Here is a 17926-nt window from a genome sequence, read left to right on the forward strand (position 1 = left end):
GCCAGGCTCAGCGCCGCGTTCGTGGGACTTCAGTGGGTCAGGATCTTGCCAAGGAAGTCCTTCGCGCGGTTGGACTTCGGCGCGGAGAAGAACGCCTCCGGCGTCGAGTCCTCGACGACTTCGCCGTCGGACATGAAGATGACCCGGTCCGCGGCCTTGCGGGCGAAGCCCATCTCGTGGGTGACCACGAGCATGGTCATGCCCTCCTTGGCCAGCGTCGTCATCACGTCCAGCACCTCCTGGACCATCTCGGGGTCCAGCGCGGAGGTGGGCTCGTCGAACAGCATCACCTTGGGCCGCATCGCCAGGGCGCGGGCGATCGCCGCCCGCTGCTGCTGCCCGCCCGACAGCTGGGCGGGGTACTTCTCCGCCTGGTTCGCGATGCCGACCCGCTCCAGCAGCTCCATGGCCGTCTTGCGGGCCTCGGCCGCCGGGGTCTTGCGGACCTTCACCGGCGCGAGCATCACGTTGTCGACGATGCTCTTGTGGGCGAACAGGTTGAACGACTGGAACACCATGCCGACATCGGAGCGCAACCGGGCCAGCTCCTTGCCCTCGGCGGGCAGGGCCTGGCCGTCCACCTCGATGACGCCGGACTCGATCGGCTCGAGCCGGTTGATCGTGCGGCACAGCGTGGACTTGCCCGAACCGGACGGCCCGAGCACCACGACGACCTGCCCCTTCGGCACCTCCAGCGTGACGTCCTTGAGGACGTGCAGAGGCCCGAAGAACTTGTCCACGCCCGCCATCCGGATCATCGGCGGTGCAGGAGTGGCGGCGGTCATCAGTCCTCCAGTAGGGGTTCCTGAGCGATGGCGGAAACCTAGGTGTGAATCACCACACCAGTCCAGGCGGTTGAGCAAGACTTAGGGTCTCAACTCTGTCACAGGGTGGCGACACTTATCGGGGAGGCTCCACGGTGCGGGTGCTGTTGGTCGAGGACGACGACCGGGTGGCGGAAGCGCTGGTACCGGCGCTGACCCGGCGCGGTTTCACGGTGGACCGGCAGGCCACCGGTCGGGGGACGCTCGATCGGCTGACCGGGGTCGACGTGGTGCTGCTCGACCTCGGCCTGCCCGATGTGGACGGTGTCACGCTCTGCCGGCACATCCGGGCGGCGAGCGACGTGGCGATCATCGTCGTGTCGGCCCGCGGCGAGATCGACGACCGCATCCTCGGCCTGCACGCCGGCGCGGACGACTACCTGGTCAAGCCGTACGACGTGGGCGAGCTGGTGGCCCGCGTGCACGCGGTGCGGCGGCGGCGCGGCGACCCGGTCGGCGTCGGCGGCACCGGCACCGAGGTGTTCGAGGTCGCCGACGTGCGGGTCGACCTGGGCCGGCACGAGGTCACCGTGGCGGGTGAACCCGTGGGGCTGTCGCGCAAGGAGTTCCAGGTGTTGGCGCTGGTGGTGGCGGCGGGTGGCGCGGTGTGCACCCGGGAGCGCATCCTGGCCGAGGTGTGGGGACGCACCTGGGCGGGGGCCAACCGGACCCTGGACGTGCACGTGGCGACGCTGCGGACCAAGCTCGGGCGTCCGTCGTTGTTGGAGACGGTGCGCGGTGTCGGGTACCGGTTGAGCGGGGGCTGAGTGCGGTCGCGGCTGCTGGGCATCGTGTTGACGCTGGTCGTGCTGGTGCTCCTCGGCTTGGGCCTGCCGCTGGGCCGGGGCATGGCGCAGGCCGAGCAGCAGGAAATGTTCCTGGACCGGCTCACCGACACCACGCGGTTCGCCTCCGTGGCCCAGCGGCCGTTCATCGACGACCAGCCGGAGGTCCTGGAGCCCGAGCTGCGCCGCTACCACGAGCTGTACGGCATCCGGGTGGCCCTGCTGGGCCGGGACGGGCAGGTGGTGGCCGCGTCCTCGGACGACGTGGACGTGTCGGCGCCCGAGGTGTCCGACCTGGTGCACGCCGCGCTGGCCGGCCGCCAGCCGGTCGCGCCGGAGCTGGTCATGCCGTGGGAGTCGACCGAGCTGGTGCTGGCCGAGCCGGTGCTGGAGGCGGGTGAGGTCCGGGGCGCGGTGGTGACGTTCTCGCCGACCTCGAAGACGCGGGCCGAGATCCTGCTGTGGTGGTCGCTGCTGCTCGGCGGCAGCACGCTGGTCCTCGTGCTCGGCGTGTTCGTGGCGTTGCCGCTGGTCCGGTGGACGTTGCGGCCCGTGCGGCGGTTGGACGACGCGACCGGGCGGCTGCTGGCTGCGGTGGTGTCCGGGCAGCCCGTGCAGCCGGTGGGCTCGTCGGACGGTCCGCCGGAGCTGCGGCAGCTGTCGCGCTCGTTCGACCAGATGGCGGCGAACGTGAGCGATGTTCTGGCGGCGCAGCGCGCGTTCGTCGCGGACGCCTCCCACCAGCTGCGCAACCCGTTGACCGCGCTGAAGCTGCGTCTGTCCAATCTGGAGGACCACGTGGTCGGCGAGGGCGCCGCGCACCAGGTGGCGGCGTTGGACGAGGCCAACCGGCTCAACCGGATCCTGGACGAGCTGCTGTCCATGGCGCGGGCGGGCGCGCAGTCGGTCGACCCCGTGCCGGTGGACGTGGACCGGGCGGTGGCGGGGCGGCTGTCGGCGTGGCAGCCCGCGGCGGCGGCGCGCGAGGTGCACCTGGTGCTGGACGGCGAGCCGGGCGGCCGGGCGCTGGTGCCGCCGCGCGGCGTGGAGACCGTGCTGGACGCCCTGCTGGACAACGCGCTGAAGTTCACCTCCGACGGCACGCTGGTGCGCGTCGACGTGCGCCGGCGCGACGGCGTGGTGCGGCTCTCGGTGCGGGACGAGGGGCCGGGTCTCGCGCCGGACGAGCTCGACCGCGCCACGGACCGGTTCTGGCGCAGCCCGGCGCACCAGAACGTGCAGGGCTCCGGGCTCGGCCTGGCCCTGGTGCGGCAGATCGTGGAACGGGTGGACGGCTCGGTGCGGTTGGAGTCCCCGGCAGGCGGCGGGTTGACGGTGACCGTCGAGTTCCCCGCCGCCTGACCCCCGCTCAGGAGGTGACGGCCACGCCCTCGGGCGCCGCGCCGACGGTGAACGGGGCGGCGGTCTCGCCGTTCTCGGCGTCGATCACCGACACGGTGCCCGACCCGGTGTTCGTGACGTACACGAAGCTGTCGTCGGGCGCCGCCGCCGAGCCCTCGGGCATCCGCCCGACCTTGACCACCTCGAGGGGCCTGCCGGTGGGCCCGAGGACGCTGACCGTGTTCGACCCGGTGTTGGCGACGTGCACCCGGCCGCCCGGGGTGACCGAGACGCCGAGGGGCGCGTCGCCGACCTTGGTGCTGCCGGCGGGGCGGTTGCCGTCCGTCTCGATGACGGTGACCGTGTCGCTGCCGGTGTTGGCCACGTAGACGCGCGCGCCGTCCCGGCTGATGGCGATGCCCGCCGGGAAGACGCCGACCGGGATCGTGCCGACGACCGCCTGCGAGGCGGTGTCGATGACCGTGACGCTGTCGCTGCCGTGGTTGGTCACGTAGACCCGGGAGCCGTCCGGGGCGGCCACCGCGCTGTGCGGGAACCGGCCCACCGGGATGGTCTTCACCGGCGCGTTCGTGGCGGTGTCGATGACCGTGACGTCGCCGCGCCCGAAGTTGGTGACGTAGGCGTGGGTGGGTGTGGCGGCGACGCCGAAGGGGTTGGGTCCCACCGGGACGGTGGCGACGACCGAGAGGGTCCGGGTGTCGATCACCGAGACGGTGTTCGAGGACTCGTTGGTGACGTAGACGCGGTGCCCGGCCGGGTGCGCGCCGACCCCGGTGGGATAGTCGCCGACACCCACGGTGGCGGTCACCTTGCCCAATCGGGTGTCGTACACGGTGACGTTGTCGGAGCCGCTGTTGGCCACGAACACCTGGATTCGGGCCGGCCACCGGGGTGAGGCGTCGAAACCGGTGCCGGCGAGCACCGCGAGCACCGCCACGGTCACTCCCAGACGGGGCAGCCGACTCGGTCGAGCAATGGTGTGAGAAGACGCAGCGTGAAAACGCGCGCGTACCGAATAAACGGACATGAGCTCCCCGTATCGGTTCTGGAAGACCCGGAACGTCGCTGGTCCCGGGCTTGCCATCACGCTAACGGCCTAGTGGCGGACGGCGCCGCCCCAGCGCCCACTTGTCCCCGACTTGGGCGAGCGGCCACGCGTGACGTTTACACCATAGGAATGACGCCGGAGCACTAAACTTTTACGTCGCGGTAATACCTCATCGCGCCGGGGTGCAATTCGATCGGCGTCGTCTCGATCGCCGAGCGGACCTCTATGGACCTCGCCACCGGACTGGCCGCGACGAGCGCCGGCTGGGCTTGGAACAAACCCCTGACCAGGGCTTCGGCCACGTCGTCGGACATCGTGTCGTTGACCAGGAGGAAGTTGCGCACCACCAGCGTGACGACCGGGCCGCCCCCTATCTGCTCGTACGCCGACGCGGGCAGGGTGGCGGAGCCGTACACGGGGTAGGTCTGGCGCAGCTCCGGCAGCACGTCGCCCAGGTCGAGCATCCGCAGCTTCACCGTCGTGGCCAGGGTGGTGACCGCGTCCGTCGGCACGCCGCCCGACCAGAAGAACGCGTCCAGCGCGCCGTCGCGCATCGCGTTCGCGCTCGTCGGCAGGTCCATGTACTGGACCTTGAGGTCCGTCTCCGGCGACATGCCCGCGGACTGGAGCAGCCGCTGCGCGATGAGCCACACGCCCGAGTCGCGGGCGCCCACGCTGACCCGGAGGTTCCTGAGGTCGGCCAGCTTGGTGGCCGGCAGGTCGTCCCGCACGATCAGCTGCAGGTAGTCGTCGTGCATCCGGGCCAGCGCGTACAGCTTGTGCCCGGCGGGGCCCTTCTGCTTCTCCTCCGCCGCGTCGGCCGCGGAGAACCCGACCTGCGCCTGGTTGGCCCGCAGCCGGTCGAGGTTGTCCACCGAGCCCGCCGTGTTCGCCACCTGGGCGCGGGGGATGCCCGGCTCCCGGGTCCACGCGTCGGCCAGCGCCATGCTCAACTTGTGGTAGACGCCACCTGGGCTGCCGGCCGCCATCGTGAGCTTGACCTGGTCCAGGTCGTCGCCGCACGCCGTCAACGACAGGGTGGCCAGGGCCAATGCGGCCCCGACCGCGTGCAACCGCAGGAGCGTTCCCGACACCCGCGCATCGTCGCACGTCCACGCTCTACGCTGGACCCGACGGAAGGACTAGGTGCAGTGACTCGCAGTTACCAGATCCGCACGTTCGGCTGCCAGATGAACGTGCACGACTCCGAGCGCCTGGCCGGCATGTTGGAGGACGCGGGCTACACGCCCGCCGAAGGCGACGTCGCGCCGGACGTCGTCGTGTTCAACACCTGCGCCGTGCGGGAGAACGCCGACAACAAGCTCTACGGCACGCTCGGCCACCTCGCGCCCGCCAAGTCCGCGAACCCCGACATGCAGATCGCCGTCGGCGGCTGCCTGGCGCAGAAGGACCAGGGCGAGATCGTCAAGCGCGCGCCGTGGGTCGACGTGGTCTTCGGCACGCACAACATCGGCTCGCTGCCCGTGCTGCTCGAACGCGCCCGGCACAACCGCGAGGCCCAGGTCGAGATCCTGGACTCGCTGGAGACCTTCCCCTCGACGCTGCCCGCCCGCCGCGACTCGGCCTACTCCGGCTGGGTGTCGGTGTCCGTGGGCTGCAACAACACGTGCACGTTCTGCATCGTCCCGTCGCTGCGCGGCAAGGAGAAGGACCGCCGGCCCGGCGAGGTGCTCGCGGAGGTGCAGGCGCTGGTCGACGAGGGCGTGCTGGAGGTGACGCTGCTCGGGCAGAACGTCAACTCCTACGGCGTCGAGTTCGGCGACCGCTACGCCTTCGGCAAGCTGCTGCGCGCCACCGGCGGCATCGAGGGCCTGGAGCGGGTCCGGTTCACCTCGCCGCACCCCAAGGACTTCACCGGCGACGTGATCGCCGCGATGGCCGAGACGCCCGCGGTGTGCCACTCGCTGCACATGCCGCTGCAGTCGGGCTCGGACCGCGTGCTCAAGGAGATGCGCCGCTCGTACCGGACCGCGAAGTACCTGTCCATCCTGGACGACGTGCGCGCGGCCATGCCGGACGCGGCCATCACCACCGACATCATCGTCGGCTTCCCCGGTGAGACCGAGGAGGACTTCCAGGCCACCCTGGACGTCGTGCGCGAGGCCCGGTTCTCGTCGGCGTTCACGTTCCAGTACTCCAAGCGGCCCGGCACGCCCGCCGCCGAGCTGCCCGGCCAGCTGCCGAAGCAGGTCGTGCAGGAGCGGTACGACCGGCTGGTCACGCTGGTCAACGACGTGGCGCACGAGCTGAACCAGGAGCAGGTCGGCCGGCGGGTCGAGCTGCTGGTCGCCTCCGGCGAGGGCCGCAAGGACGCCGAGACGCGCCGGATGACCGGCCGCGCCCGCGACGGCAGGCTGGTCCACTTCACGCCCGGCGACGCGCTGGTGCGGCCCGGTGACGTGGTGGAGACCGTGGTGACCTACGGCGCGCCGCACAACCTGATCGCGGACGGCCCGCTGCTGTCGCACCGCCGGACCAAGGCGGGTGACCGGTCCGAGGCCGGGGTGAAGCCGAAGACGCCGGGCGTGACGCTGGGGCTGCCGTCGTTCGGCAAGCCCGCTCCCCTGCCCGCCGCCGTCGTCGGGTGCTCGACCACATGAGGGAGTCCCGGTGAGGAAGTGCCCATGAGCGAGAACGACCGGGACGACCTGGCCGGGCTGCGCGAGGAGATCGACGGCGTCGGCCGGTCGGCGGCCAGGCGCTTCGACCCCGGCGCCGGCGCGTTGACGATCGCCATCGCGGCGCTGGCGATCCTGGTGTCGCTGATCCTGCCGTGGGTGGACGGCGTGCCGGGTCTGAGCGTGCTGTTCGGCAGGGCCGAGGGGCTGCCGGAGGTGTTCGCCTACCTGGCGGTGGTCGTCGGCGTGCTGCTGCCCGCGTTGACGCTGGCGTTGCGGCGGTGGGCGTTGGCGTGGGTGTGCGCGCTCGGGACGTTCGCCGCCTCGGTGGCGGGCGTGCTGTCGATCTGGACCACGCAGACGACGACCGGCCACCACCCCGGTCCCGGACCGGGCTTCGGCTTGGTCCTGGCCGTGGTGGCGGTCATCGTGCTGCTGGTGAAGTGGCTGAGGCTGGCCGCGTCCCGGCCGCCGATGCAGTGACCGCCGGGGGCGGGACGTGGAGCTGCGCACCCAGCGGCTGACGTTGCGGCCGCCGGTGGCCGACGACGTGGTCGCGGTGCACGAGATCCACCGCGACCCGGCGGCTTGCGCGCACAACCCGTCCGACGCCCTGCGCACCCCCGAAGAGGCCGCCAACCTGCTGGAACGGTGGCTGGAGCACTGGCGCGGCTTCGGCTTCGGCTACTGGGTGGTCCGCCTGCCCGACGCCGGGCGACCGCTCGGCTTCTGCGGCGTGAAGCTCACCGACGTCGACGGCCGGCGCGCGCTGAACCTGTTCTACCGGTTCGACCCGGCCACCTGGGGGCGGGGTTACGCCTCGGAAGCGGCCCGCGAGGTCGTGCGCTGGGCCCGCGACACGCTGCCCGACTACCCGGTCGTGGCCAGGGTGCGGCCCGCCAACACCGCCTCGCAGCGGGTGGCGCTCAACGCCGGCCTGACCCGCGCCGAACACCTGGACCGCCCCGGCGAGGACGGACCGGACCTGCTGTTCGCCGCGGGCTGGCCGCGCTGAGGGTCACGGCACGCAGTTGAGCCAGGGCGGGTTGCCGGTGCACTGCTGCCCGGCCGCACTGGTCGTAGTCGTCGTCGTGGTGGTCGGCTCGCCGGGAGTGCCGCGGACGGCGGGGCGGGCACGGCCGAGACCACGGTCGTCGGCGGAAGGGTCGTGATCGCGCGGTAGACCGGGTAGCCGGCCGGCGACAAGATCGAGAAGGCCGGGATCAGGATCGCCAGGACGACCAGCACTACCCTGGTCCACGGGGTGCGCGGGTCGCGGTCAGGCCCCGCGCCGTTCCCGTCCGGAAGGGGGAACGGCACGGGGCCTGGTCGTCCGCACTAGCGGCTCGCGACCGCCTGCTCGGCGGCGGCCAGCCACTCGCGCCACTGCTGGGCCTGCGCCTCGGCCTGCTCGGCGCGGCGCTTGTCGCCCGCCGTGCGCGCCTTCGCGGCCTGGGCCTCGAACTGCTCCACGCGCTCGCGGAACTGGGCGACGCGGGCCTCGGCCTCCGGGTCGGACTTGCGCCACTGGGCGTCGACCGCGCCGCGGACCCGCTCCTCGATCGCGCGGAGCTTGCCCTCCAGCTCGCGGACCCGCTCGCGGGGCACCTTGCCGATCGCGTCCCACCGCTCCTGGATCTTGTACAGCTGCTGGCGCGCTGCCTCCAGGTCGAGCGACGGGTCGATCCGCTCGGCCTCGGCGAGCAGCTCCTCCTTCAGCTTCCCGTTGGCCGCGAACTCGGCGTCACGCTCGCTGAACGCCTCCGAGCGCTTCGCGAAGAACGCGTCCTGCGCGGCCCGGAACCGCTGCCACAACGCGTCGTCGGCCTCCTTGGGCGCACGCCCGGCGGCCTTCCACTCGACCATCAGGTCCTTGTACCGGCCGGCCGTGGGACCCCAGTCGTCGGACTCGACGAGCTTCTCGGCCTCCTCGACCAGCTCCTGCTTGCGGTTCTTGGCCACGCCGCGCTGCCGGTCCAGGTCGGCGAAGTGCGACCCGCGCCGGCGGTTGAACGCGTCACGCGCCTTGGAGAAGCGCCGCCACAGCTGCTCGTCGGTCTTGCGGTCGACGCCCCGGATGGTCTTCCACTCGTCCAGGATCTGCCGCAGCCGGTCGCCCGCCGCCTTCCACTGCGTGGACTCGTTGGCCAGGACCTCGGCCTCCTCGACCAGCTCCTGCTTGCGCGCGCCCGCCGCGGCCCGAGCCTCGTCCTTGGCCGCCTTCGCGGCCTCCAGGCCCTTCTCGGCCAGGACCAGCACGTGCTCGACCCGTGCGGCCAGCGCGGCGAGGTCGCCGACCACCGCCGCGTCGGCCAGGCTCTCCTGGACGTGCTTCGCGCTGGTCAGCGCGTGCTTGGGGTCGCCCGCGCCGGAGGACAGCCGCGTCACCAGCAGCTCGACCTCGGTGCGGATGTCGTCGAACCGGCGCGCGAAGTGCGCCAGGCCCTCGGCGGGCTCGCCCGCCTGCCAGGAACCGACGACCCGCTCGCCGTCGGCCGTCTTGACGTAGACGGTGCCGTCCGCGTCCACGCGCCCCCAGCGGTCAGGGTGGTCCGACGCCACGGGGACCGGCGGTGCCGCCGTGACCGGCGACGCTTCCACCCTGGTCTCCTCGACCACCGCCCCCGCACCACTGTCGCCAGTGGTTCCCGGTGTCGTCTCGTGCTCCGTCATCGCCGGCTTCCTCCTCGCCTGCCCACTTCGTGGTGCCCGTGCCGACCACGGGCGCCCCGCCTACGACGGGGCCCAGCACCCGAGTACCGCGACGCCCCCTAAGAGTGCCCAGTACCTCGCGCGCATTCAAACAGGTCAAGGCTCGCATCGGTACCGGTGGTGGCCGATGAGTAGCGTGGACTGCCATGATCTCGCGCCTGGTGGTCGTGCCGCACCCGCCGCTGCTGGTGCCCGAACTGGTCTCCGGCGCCGTGCCGGACACCGGACCGGTGCGCTCGGCGTGCCTGGCCGCGGCACGGGACCTGGCCGCGGGCGCGTCGGACTGGGTGGCCGTCGGGGTCGACCCCTCCGGGCCGCGGGTGGTCGAGGGTGTCGCGGGCACGTTCCGCGGCTTCGGGGTGGACGTGCGGGTGTCGTTGTCGGCCGACGCGTCCTCTGTGGATGAGGACCTGCCGCTGCCCGCGCTGGTCGCGGCCTGGCTGCGGGAACGCGTCGGCGCGCGGTCGGTGCGCGTGCACCTCGTGCCGCCGGACCTGCCCACCGCCGAGTGCGTCGCCCTGGGCGAGCGGCTGGCCGGGTCGCCCGCGCTGCTGGTGCTCGGCGACGGGTCGCACCGGCGCGGCGAGCTGGCCGTCGGGCGGGCCGACGAGCGGGCCGAGCCGTTCGACGAGGACGTGCGCGAGGCGCTGGCCACGGCGGACACGGCCGCGTTGCGGGCCGTCGACCCGGTGACGGCGGCCGAGCTGGGCGCGCACGGCCGGGCCGCGTGGCAGGTGGCCGCGGGCGTGCCGGGGGCGTGGCGATGTGCCAGGTCGGAGTTCCTGGCGCCCTTCGGCGTCGGCTACCACGTGGCGGTCTGGGAGGCTTGAGCCCGTGAACACCCCCACCCCCGTCGCCGTCGTCGGACCCACCGCCACCGGCAAGTCGGACCTGGCCGTGCGGCTGGCCGTCGAGCTGGGCGGCGAGGTGGTCAACGCCGACGCGATGCAGCTCTACCGGGGCATGGACCTCGGCACGGCCAAGATCACCGAGACCGAGCGGCAGGGCGTGCCGCACCACCTGCTCGACGTGCTCGACGTGACCGAGACCGCGTCCGTCGCCGCCTACCAGCGCGAGGCGCGGGCCGTGGTGGAGCGCCTGCTCGCCGCCGGCCGCACGCCCGTGCTGGTCGGCGGCTCGGGCCTGTACGTGCAGGCCGTGCTGGACGACCTGGTGTTCCCCGGCACCGACGAGAAGATCCGCACCCAGCTGGAGCAGGAGCTGGCCGTGTTCGGGTCCGAGACGCTGCACGGCCGGCTGGCGCAGCTGGACCCGGCCGCGGCGCTGGCGATCCTGCCGAGCAACGGCCGCCGGGTGGTGCGCGCGCTGGAGGTCATCGAGCTGACCGGGCAGCCGTTCTCGGCCACCCTGCCCAAGCCCGGACCGGCCCGGTACGGCACGGTGGTCGTCGGGCTGGACCGGGACGTGGCCGCGCTGGACGAGCGGGTCGACGCGCGGGTGGCGCGGATGTTCGAGTCGGGCCTGGTGGACGAGGTGCGCGCGCTGGAGGCCCGCGGGCTGCGCGACGGCCGCACGGCGTCCCGCGCGCTGGGCTACCAGCAGGTGCTGGCCGCGTTCGACGGCGAGTGCTCGATCGACGAGGCGGCGGCCACCACCGCGCAGGCCACCCGGCGGTTCGTGCGCAAGCAGCGCTCCTGGTTCCGCCGCGACCAGCGGGTGACGTGGTTCGACGCGGGCGAGCCGAGCCTGGCCGACGACGTGCTCGAGCTGGTCGCACCGTAGCCTGGTGGGCGTGGGAGTCGAGTTTCTCAAGGGTCACGGCACCGAGAACGATTTCGTCGTGCTGCCCGACCCGGACGGCGTGCTGGACCTGACCGAGGCGCGCGTGCGCGCCCTGTGCGACCGGCGGCGCGGTCTGGGCGCGGACGGCGTGCTGCGGGTCGTCCGGCCCGACTTCGGCCCGTGGTTCATGGACTACCGCAACGCCGACGGCTCGATCGCCGAGATGTGCGGCAACGGGGTGCGCGTGTTCTCGAAGTACCTGGTCGACGCCGGGTTGGCGGCGGCGGGCGAGTTCACCATCGGCACCCGGGCGGGTGAACGGCACGTCGTCGTGCACGACGACGGCACGGTGACCGCCGACATGGGGCGCGTGCTGGTCACCGGCACGGGCACGGCCACGGTCGGCGGCAGCGCGTTCAGCGGTGTCGCGGTGGACGTCGGCAACCCGCACCTGGCGTGCGTGACCGAGGTGCCGGTGGCCGAGCTCGACCTGAAGCTGCCGCCCGGCCACGACCCGGTGCAGTTCCCGCACGGCGTGAACGTCGAGTTCGTCAACGTCCTGGACGACGGCGCTCTCCGGATGCGCGTGCACGAGCGCGGCGTCGGCGAGACCCGGTCGTGCGGCACCGGCACGGTCGCGTCGGTGGCGTCGTGGCTGTACGGGTCCGGCCGGCGCACCGGCAAGGCCACTGTGGACGTCCCTGGTGGACAGGTGTCCGTGGTGATCGAGGAGGACGGCTCCACGCTCACCGGCCCGGCCGTGCTGCCGGCCCGGGGCGAGCTCGACCAGGCCTGGTGGGACGCCCTCGGGGACTGACGCCCTCGGGGACTAGAGCCCGACGACCTCCAGCTTGCCCAGCCGCGCCTGCGACACCACCTCGGGCTGCGAGCTGGGCGCGGTGCAGCAGACCAGCCGGTCGCCGACGATCGCCACGGCGAAGCAGACCTGGCTGGTCTCCACCTTCCGGGTGATCTCGCCGCCCTCCTCGACCCGGAACACGAACGGCTGGAGCGCGGGCGCGACCCACACGCCGCCGTCGGCGTCCACCGCGATCCCGTCCGGCGCGATGCCGTGCTCGCGCAGCGACGCGAAGACCCGACGGTCGGACAGCGAGCCGTCGTCGGCCACGTCGAACACCGTCAGCCCGAACGCCAGCGTCTCGGCGACCACCAGCCGGCCGTCCGGCAGCAGCCCGGTCCCGTTCGGGAACTTCAGGTCCTCGGCCGCCACCTCCACCGACCCGTCGGGCCGGACCAGCGCCAGCGGCGTGCCGGGCGCGACCCAGCCCGGTTCCAGCATCGCCGCCTCGCCGCCCGCCGCGATGGCCGCGTGCAGGTCGAAGCCGAAGTTGCCGACGTACGCCCGGCCCTCCGCGTCGACCAGCATGTCGTTGGCGTGGAAGGTGGCGATCCCGGTCAGGTCGGCGTGCTCGACCAGCCCGCCCTCCTCCAGGCGCAGCACCTTGCGGTCCCGCATCGACACCACCAGCAGCCGCCCGTCGGGCAGCCAGCCCAGCCCCGAGGGCTGCCCCGGCACGTCGCAGACGACCTCCTGCTCGCCCGTGGCCAGGTCGAGCGCGCGCACCTCGTGGTCGTAGAAGTCCGAGTAGTACAACCGCCCGTCGGGCCCCTGCCGCGGACCTTCGCCGAACCGGAGACCTTCGCGCAGCACGGTGGTGTCAGCCATGCCGGTCGAGGCTAGTGATCACCGGCAGGTCGCGCATCGACCGCAGCGGTGACAGGACCACCCACAGCACCGCCAGGGCCTGCCCCGTCATGGCCACCCACAGCGTGGCCGTGACGCCGACACCGCCACCGAGCACGCCGCCCAGCAGCCCGCCGATCGGCATCGAGCCCCACACCACGAACCGGATGCTGGCGTTCATCCGGCCGAGCAGGTGGTCCGGGCAGATGGACTGCCGGTAGCTCACCTGGGCGATGTTGTAGACCGTCGCCCCGTACGCCACCGCGGCCTCGCCGACGAGGAGGAACCCGATCCGCCAGTCCGCCGCGCCCAGCGGGACGAGCACCCCCAACGGCCACGTGACCAGGCCGGACAGCCAGATCACCGTGGTCTGGCCGAACCGGGCGTTCCACCGCGTCACGGTCAGCGCCCCCAGCACGCCGCCGACCCCGGCCGCGCTGAGCACCAGGCCGACCACGCCCTCGGACAGGCCGAGGTCCCGCACCAGGAACAGCACCAGCACGGCCGCGGACATGCCGCCGAAGAAGTTCGCGGTGCCCGTGCAGCCGACGATCGCGCGCAGCGACCGGTTCCCGAAGACGAACCGCAGGCCCTCGGCGATCTCGTGCGCCAGACCGGGCTTGTCCGGTGTCCGGGGCGGCGGTTCCTCGACGCGGATGCGCAGCAGGAAGAACGCCGACGCCAGGTAGCCGACCGCGGTGGCGAGCACGCCGAGGGCCGCGCCGACCGCCTGGGCGACGCCACCGGCCACGGCCGGCCCCGACACCTCCGCCACGGCCCGGCTGGCCTCCAGCTTCGAGTTGCCCTCGACCAGCTGCTCCCGGCCGACCAGCGCGGGCAGGTACGACTGGTAGGCGATGTCGAACATGACGGTGGCCGCGCCGACCAGCAGCGCGACCACGACCAGGTGCGGCAGCGCGAGCACGTCCAGCCACCAGGCCAGCGGGATCGACAGCAGCAGGACGGCCCGGGTGAAGTCGGCCACCAGCATCACCGGACGGCGGCGCAGCCGGTCCACCCAGACCCCGGCGGGCAGCCCGATCAGCAGGAACGCGGCCGTGCTCGCGGCCGACAGGACACCCATCTCGAACGGCGTCGCGGCCAGCGCGCCCACCGCGAGCAGCGGCAACACCGTGCGGCCGATCGTCGAGCCGAACTGGCTGACGGTGTCGCCTGCCCACAGCAGGCGGAAGTCGCGATGAGACCAGAGGGACACGCCGGAAGTGTCGCGGGAGTGATTGGAAACTGTCAATCACTCAGTCCCGGGCGGTCTAGGCTGTGCCGGTGCAACGACGTCCGGCGACCGACGCCGAGGCCGCCGCCCTGGCCTCGGCCGTGCGGCTGCGCATCATCCGGCTCACGTACGACCGCGCGCTGACCAACAAGGAAATCGCCGAGCGGCTCGGCAAGGACCCCGCCACCACCCTCCACCACGTGCGCAAACTCGTCGCCACGGGCTTCCTGGAGGCGCAGGGGGAGCGCACCGGCAACCGGGGCGCGCGGGAGATCCCGTACCGGTCGACGGGGCTGTCCTGGCGGCTCCACAAGGGCAGCAGCCCGTACCCCGAGGAGACCAGCGAGGCCGTCTTCCAGGCGTTCCTGAGCGAGGTCGCCGAGGTCGGCCCGGCCGCCATGAACCAGTTCCGGCTGGTGGCCAGGGTCGACCGCGCGGAACTAAAACGACGCCTCCAGACGTTGTTGGATGAGCTGGCAACCGAGCCGGCTCACCCCGACGGGGAACGCGTGGCGATCTACCTGGCGCTCTACCCAGGCGATTAACCACTCGGTCCGGTCAGGGGTGCCGTGGGACGATGAAGGGCAAATGACGGAAAACACGTACAGCAGCAACGACTGGCTCGACCACGAGGACGAGCTGTCCACCGGCGACCTGGCGCTCGAAGAGCGCGCCGCGCTACGTCGCGTAGCCGGGTTGTCCACCGAGCTCGAGGACGTCACCGAGGTCGAGTACCGGCAGCTCCGGTTGGAGCGGGTCGTGCTGGTCGGCGTGTGGACCGAGGGCACGGCGGCCGACTCGGACGCCTCCCTGGCGGAACTGGCCCTGCTCGCCGAGACCGCGGGCTCCGAGGTGCTCGAAGGCCTCGTGCAGCGGCGCGACCGGCCCGACCCGGCCACCTACATCGGTTCCGGCAAGGTCCACGAGCTGCGCGACATCGTGATCGCGACCGGCGCGGACACGGTGATCTGCGACGGCGAGCTCTCACCCGGCCAGCTGCGGCAGCTGGAGGAGAAGCTCAAGGTCAAGGTCGTCGACCGCACCGCGCTGATCCTCGACATCTTCGCCCAGCACGCGTCCACCCGCGAGGGCAAGGCGCAGGTCGAGATGGCCCAGCTCCAGTACCTGCTGCCGCGCCTGCGCGGCTGGGGCGCGTCGCTGTCCCGGCAGGCCGGTGGTCGTGCCGGCGGCGCCAACGGCGGCGTGGGTCTGCGCGGTCCCGGTGAGACGAAGCTCGAGACCGACCGCAGGCGCATCCGCGCGCGCATCTCCAAGCTGCGCCGCGAGATCGCCGCGATGGGCGTCACCCGGGAGACCAAGCGGCACCGCCGCGTGGCCAACTCGGTGCCCAACGTCGCCATCGCGGGGTACACGAACGCGGGCAAGTCCAGCCTGCTCAACGCGCTGACCGGCGCGGGGGTGCTGGTGCAGGACGCGCTGTTCGCGACCCTCGACCCGACCACGCGGCGCACCGAGACGCCCGAGGGCCTGGCCTACACGTTGACCGACACGGTCGGCTTCGTGCGGCACCTGCCGCACCAGCTGGTCGAGGCGTTCCGGTCGACGCTGGAGGAGGTCGCCGACGCGGACCTGCTGGTCCACGTGGTCGACGGCTCCGACGCGATGCCGGAGAAGCAGGTCATGGCGGTGCGCGAGGTGATCCGGGAGATCTCGTCCCGGCGCGACGACGCGATGCCGACCGAGCTGCTCGTGGTCAACAAGGTCGACGCGGTGGGCGAGCTGGGCCTCGCCCGGCTGCGGCACCTGTTCCCCACGGCGGTCTTCGTGTCCGCGCACACCGGCGAGGGCATCGCCGACCTGCGCGAGCGCATCGCGGCCATGACGCCGCGGCAGGAGGTCGTGGTCGAGGCGCTCGTGCCGTACGCGCGGGGCGAGGTGGTCGCGCGCGTGCACCGCGAGGGCGAGGTGCTCAAGGAGCGGCACACCGAGGAGGGCACCGAGCTGTCCGCCCGGGTCCGGCCCGACCTGGCCGGGGTGCTGGAGAAGTTCGCCGTGAACGGAAGCCACGCCTGAGCCGTTGCGCGCGCTGCTGGTAGTCCTGGGTCTGGTGCTGACGGCCGGTTCCGCTTCGGCGGAGCCGGCCGTCGCCGACGTGTGCGCGGTGACCGACCAGCGGCTGGAGGAGCTGTCCGGGTTCGCGTCCGACGGCGGGCAGTGGTTCGCCGTGAACGACAGCGACAACGGCCAGGTGCGGGTTCAGGTGCTCGACCGCGCGTGCGCGATCACCGGCACGATCACCGCGCCGAACAACCCGTTCGACGTCGAAGATCTCGCATTGGCTCCTGACGGAACCTTGTGGCTCGCGGACACCGGCGACAACGGCAAGACTCGGGAAACCGTGGCATTGCACGCCGTTTCCCCGGACGGCAGCGCACGTTTGTACCGACTTACGTATCCTGACGGAAAGCACGACGCCGAGGCATTGTTGCTCGACGGTTCCGGCATTCCGCACATCGTCACGAAGGAAACGATCGGATCGGCGTTGGTGTACCGGCCGGCCGCCGGGCTGAGCGAGGGCGCGCCGACGCCGCTGGAGCAGGTGGCGCGGGTGTCGATCAAGACGACGGACACGCCGGGCGGACCGCTGCAGAACTCGGTGGTGACGCGCCTGGTCACGGGTGGCGCGATGTCCCGGGACGGCCGGGTGGCGGCGTTGCGGACCTACACCGACGCGTACCTGTTCCCGGTGCCGGACGGAGACCTGGCCAAGGCGCTGGAGTCCGACCCGGTGCGGGTGCCGCTGCCCGGTGAGCCGCAGGGCGAGGCCATCGCGTTCGACCCGGACGGCACGCTGCTGTCGGCGTCCGAGTTCGGCAGCGCCGGCACGTCGTCGGCCGTGCGCGCGGTGGCGGGTGCGGCGGCGTTGGCCGTGCCGCCCGCGCCGACGACCACGGCGGAAGCCGCGCCGTCGGCCGACGAGGCGACGAGCACCACTCCCCCGGCCACCGACCCGCGGTCGCCGTGGCCGGTCGTGGGCGGCGGCGCGGTCGCGTTGGTGCTGGTCGGCGCGCTGGTGCGCCGCTCACGCCGACGCAGGGCGTGAGCGGCTGCCGCCAGGGGCTGTCCGCCTAGAGCCTGCGCAGGACGGCGACGACCTTGCCCAGGATCGACGCGTCGTCGCCGGGGATGGGCTGGTAGGCCGCGTTGTGCGGCATCAGCCACACGTGCCCGTCCTCCTTGCGCTTGAACGACTTCACGGTGGCCTCGCCGTCGATCATGGCGGCCACCACCTCGCCGTTGTCCGCCGTCGGCTGCTGGCGGACGACCACCCAGTCGCCGTCGGTGATGGCGGCGTCCACCATCGAGTCGCCGACGACCTTCAGCAGGAACACGTCGCCCTCGCCGACGATCTCGCGGGGCAGCGGGAACACGTCCTCGATGGCCTCTTCCGCCAGGATCGGCCCACCGGCCGCGATGCGGCCCAGCATGGGCACGTACGCGGGCGTCGGCTTGGACGCCGGGTCGAGGCCGGTCACGATCTCGGCGGGCAGCACGCCCACCGCGCGCGGCCGGTTCGGGTCGCGCCGCAGGTACCCCTTCCGCTCCAGCGCGCGCAGCTGGTGGGCGACCGAGGAGGTGGAGGTCAGGCCGACCGCCTCCCCGATCTCACGCACGCTGGGCGGGTAGCCGAACCGGTCGAGCCAGTCGCGGATCACGTCGAGCACCTTGCGCTGGCGCAGGGTGAGCCCGGCGTTGCCCGCGATGTCCGCCGGTTCGGGCGCGGAGGGCACATCGGCGGTGCGCGGGTCTTCGCTGGTCTTGCGTGCCACGGTGCTTCCTCCTCACCGGTCCCGATTGCCCAGGCCGGCTTCTCCGACGATCTTCACTTGTGGACGGTAGTCGCGTTCCTTGT

Annotated in this window: 18 protein-coding genes; 11 read left to right on the forward strand and 7 right to left on the reverse strand. The window is 72.6% G+C overall.

Going from position 1 to position 17926, the window contains the following annotated elements:
- Window positions 1-29 precede the first annotated feature (29 nt).
- Window positions 30-758, reverse strand: a complete 729-nt coding sequence (locus EDD40_RS14500; protein WP_201441213.1) for an amino acid ABC transporter ATP-binding protein — start codon at window positions 756-758, stop codon at window positions 30-32.
- Window positions 759-919: 161 nt separating this feature from the next.
- Here EDD40_RS14500 and EDD40_RS14505 point away from each other — a divergent pair, with 161 nt between their 5' ends.
- Together EDD40_RS14505 and EDD40_RS14510 are read left to right on the forward strand one after the other, a co-directional pair.
- Window positions 920-1591, forward strand: a complete 672-nt coding sequence (locus EDD40_RS14505; RefSeq protein WP_123743378.1) for a response regulator transcription factor — start codon at window positions 920-922, stop codon at window positions 1589-1591.
- Complete coding sequence (locus EDD40_RS14510) at window positions 1592-2971, forward strand: sensor histidine kinase (protein ID WP_123743379.1); 1380 nt, start codon at window positions 1592-1594, stop codon at window positions 2969-2971.
- Window positions 2972-2978: 7 nt separating this feature from the next.
- Here the strand turns inward: EDD40_RS14510 and EDD40_RS14515 are convergent, their stop codons facing one another.
- Both EDD40_RS14515 and EDD40_RS14520 read right to left on the reverse strand, forming a co-directional pair.
- Window positions 2979-3908, reverse strand: a complete 930-nt coding sequence (locus tag EDD40_RS14515) for a YVTN family beta-propeller repeat protein (protein ID WP_246037662.1) — start codon at window positions 3906-3908, stop codon at window positions 2979-2981.
- 254 nt (window positions 3909-4162) lie between these two features.
- Entirely contained in the window at window positions 4163-5113 is a 951-nt protein-coding gene (locus EDD40_RS14520; protein ID WP_246037663.1) for a TAXI family TRAP transporter solute-binding subunit, read from the reverse strand.
- Window positions 5114-5170: 57 nt separating this feature from the next.
- Here EDD40_RS14520 and miaB point away from each other — a divergent pair, with 57 nt between their 5' ends.
- From miaB to EDD40_RS14535, 3 genes are read left to right on the forward strand one after another with little or no spacing between them, the layout of a single operon-like run.
- Window positions 5171-6640 (forward strand): tRNA (N6-isopentenyl adenosine(37)-C2)-methylthiotransferase MiaB, encoded by a 1470-nt coding sequence (gene miaB / locus EDD40_RS14525; protein ID WP_170185078.1) that lies wholly within the window; start codon window positions 5171-5173, stop codon window positions 6638-6640.
- Window positions 6641-6664: 24 nt separating this feature from the next.
- Entirely contained in the window at window positions 6665-7141 is a 477-nt protein-coding gene (locus EDD40_RS14530) for an Rv2732c family membrane protein (RefSeq protein ID WP_123743382.1), read from the forward strand.
- A gap of 16 nt (window positions 7142-7157) precedes the next feature.
- On the forward strand, window positions 7158-7673 hold the full coding sequence (locus tag EDD40_RS14535) for a GNAT family N-acetyltransferase (RefSeq protein ID WP_123743383.1): 516 nt from the start codon (window positions 7158-7160) through the stop codon (window positions 7671-7673).
- Between the two features lie 323 nt (window positions 7674-7996).
- Here EDD40_RS14535 and EDD40_RS14540 read toward each other — a convergent pair whose 3' ends face one another.
- Window positions 7997-9331 carry a DUF349 domain-containing protein gene (locus EDD40_RS14540; RefSeq protein WP_123743384.1) on the reverse strand — a complete coding sequence of 445 codons (1335 nt, stop codon included), beginning with the start codon at window positions 9329-9331 and terminating at the stop codon, window positions 7997-7999.
- Between the two features lie 185 nt (window positions 9332-9516).
- Here EDD40_RS14540 and EDD40_RS14545 point away from each other — a divergent pair, with 185 nt between their 5' ends.
- The 3 genes from EDD40_RS14545 to dapF are packed head-to-tail and all read left to right on the forward strand — an operon-like array spanning window position 9517 to window position 11930.
- Window positions 9517-10200 carry a class III extradiol ring-cleavage dioxygenase family protein gene (locus EDD40_RS14545; protein ID WP_123743385.1) on the forward strand — a complete coding sequence of 228 codons (684 nt, stop codon included), beginning with the start codon at window positions 9517-9519 and terminating at the stop codon, window positions 10198-10200.
- Between the two features lie 4 nt (window positions 10201-10204).
- On the forward strand, window positions 10205-11113 hold the full coding sequence (miaA, locus tag EDD40_RS14550; RefSeq protein WP_123743386.1) for a tRNA (adenosine(37)-N6)-dimethylallyltransferase MiaA: 909 nt from the start codon (window positions 10205-10207) through the stop codon (window positions 11111-11113).
- Window positions 11114-11123: 10 nt separating this feature from the next.
- Window positions 11124-11930, forward strand: a complete 807-nt coding sequence (gene dapF / locus EDD40_RS14555; protein ID WP_425471187.1) for a diaminopimelate epimerase — start codon at window positions 11124-11126, stop codon at window positions 11928-11930.
- A 12-nt stretch (window positions 11931-11942) separates the two neighbouring features.
- Here the strand turns inward: dapF and EDD40_RS14560 are convergent, their stop codons facing one another.
- Window positions 11943-12800, reverse strand: coding sequence for an SMP-30/gluconolactonase/LRE family protein (locus tag EDD40_RS14560; RefSeq protein WP_123743388.1), 858 nt, complete (start codon window positions 12798-12800; stop codon window positions 11943-11945).
- Window positions 12793-14034: an MFS transporter gene (locus EDD40_RS14565; protein ID WP_123743389.1), complete on the reverse strand. Its 1242-nt coding sequence runs from the start codon at window positions 14032-14034 to the stop codon at window positions 12793-12795. The genes EDD40_RS14560 and EDD40_RS14565 overlap by 8 nt, the downstream gene beginning before the upstream one ends.
- A gap of 62 nt (window positions 14035-14096) precedes the next feature.
- On the opposite strand from EDD40_RS14565, the gene EDD40_RS14570 reads away from it, so the two are divergent.
- Genes EDD40_RS14570 through EDD40_RS14580 form a run of 3 tightly spaced genes read left to right on the forward strand, consistent with a single transcriptional unit; the run spans window position 14097 to window position 17116 of the window.
- The gene (locus EDD40_RS14570) at window positions 14097-14597 is read left to right on the forward strand and encodes an ArsR/SmtB family transcription factor (RefSeq protein WP_170185079.1); all 501 of its coding nucleotides are present in this window, start codon (window positions 14097-14099) and stop codon (window positions 14595-14597) included.
- A gap of 43 nt (window positions 14598-14640) precedes the next feature.
- Window positions 14641-16086: a GTPase HflX gene (gene hflX, locus EDD40_RS14575; RefSeq protein ID WP_123743390.1), complete on the forward strand. Its 1446-nt coding sequence runs from the start codon at window positions 14641-14643 to the stop codon at window positions 16084-16086.
- A 4-nt stretch (window positions 16087-16090) separates the two neighbouring features.
- Window positions 16091-17116 carry a hypothetical protein gene (locus tag EDD40_RS14580; protein WP_246037664.1) on the forward strand — a complete coding sequence of 342 codons (1026 nt, stop codon included), beginning with the start codon at window positions 16091-16093 and terminating at the stop codon, window positions 17114-17116.
- Window positions 17117-17141: 25 nt separating this feature from the next.
- Here EDD40_RS14580 and lexA read toward each other — a convergent pair whose 3' ends face one another.
- Window positions 17142-17843: a transcriptional repressor LexA gene (gene lexA / locus EDD40_RS14585; RefSeq protein WP_211348174.1), complete on the reverse strand. Its 702-nt coding sequence runs from the start codon at window positions 17841-17843 to the stop codon at window positions 17142-17144.
- Window positions 17844-17926: the final 83 nt, after the last annotated feature.

This window comes from Saccharothrix texasensis, from assembly GCF_003752005.1.
In the GTDB taxonomy this organism is placed as follows: Bacteria; Actinomycetota; Actinomycetes; order Mycobacteriales; family Pseudonocardiaceae; genus Actinosynnema; species Actinosynnema texasense.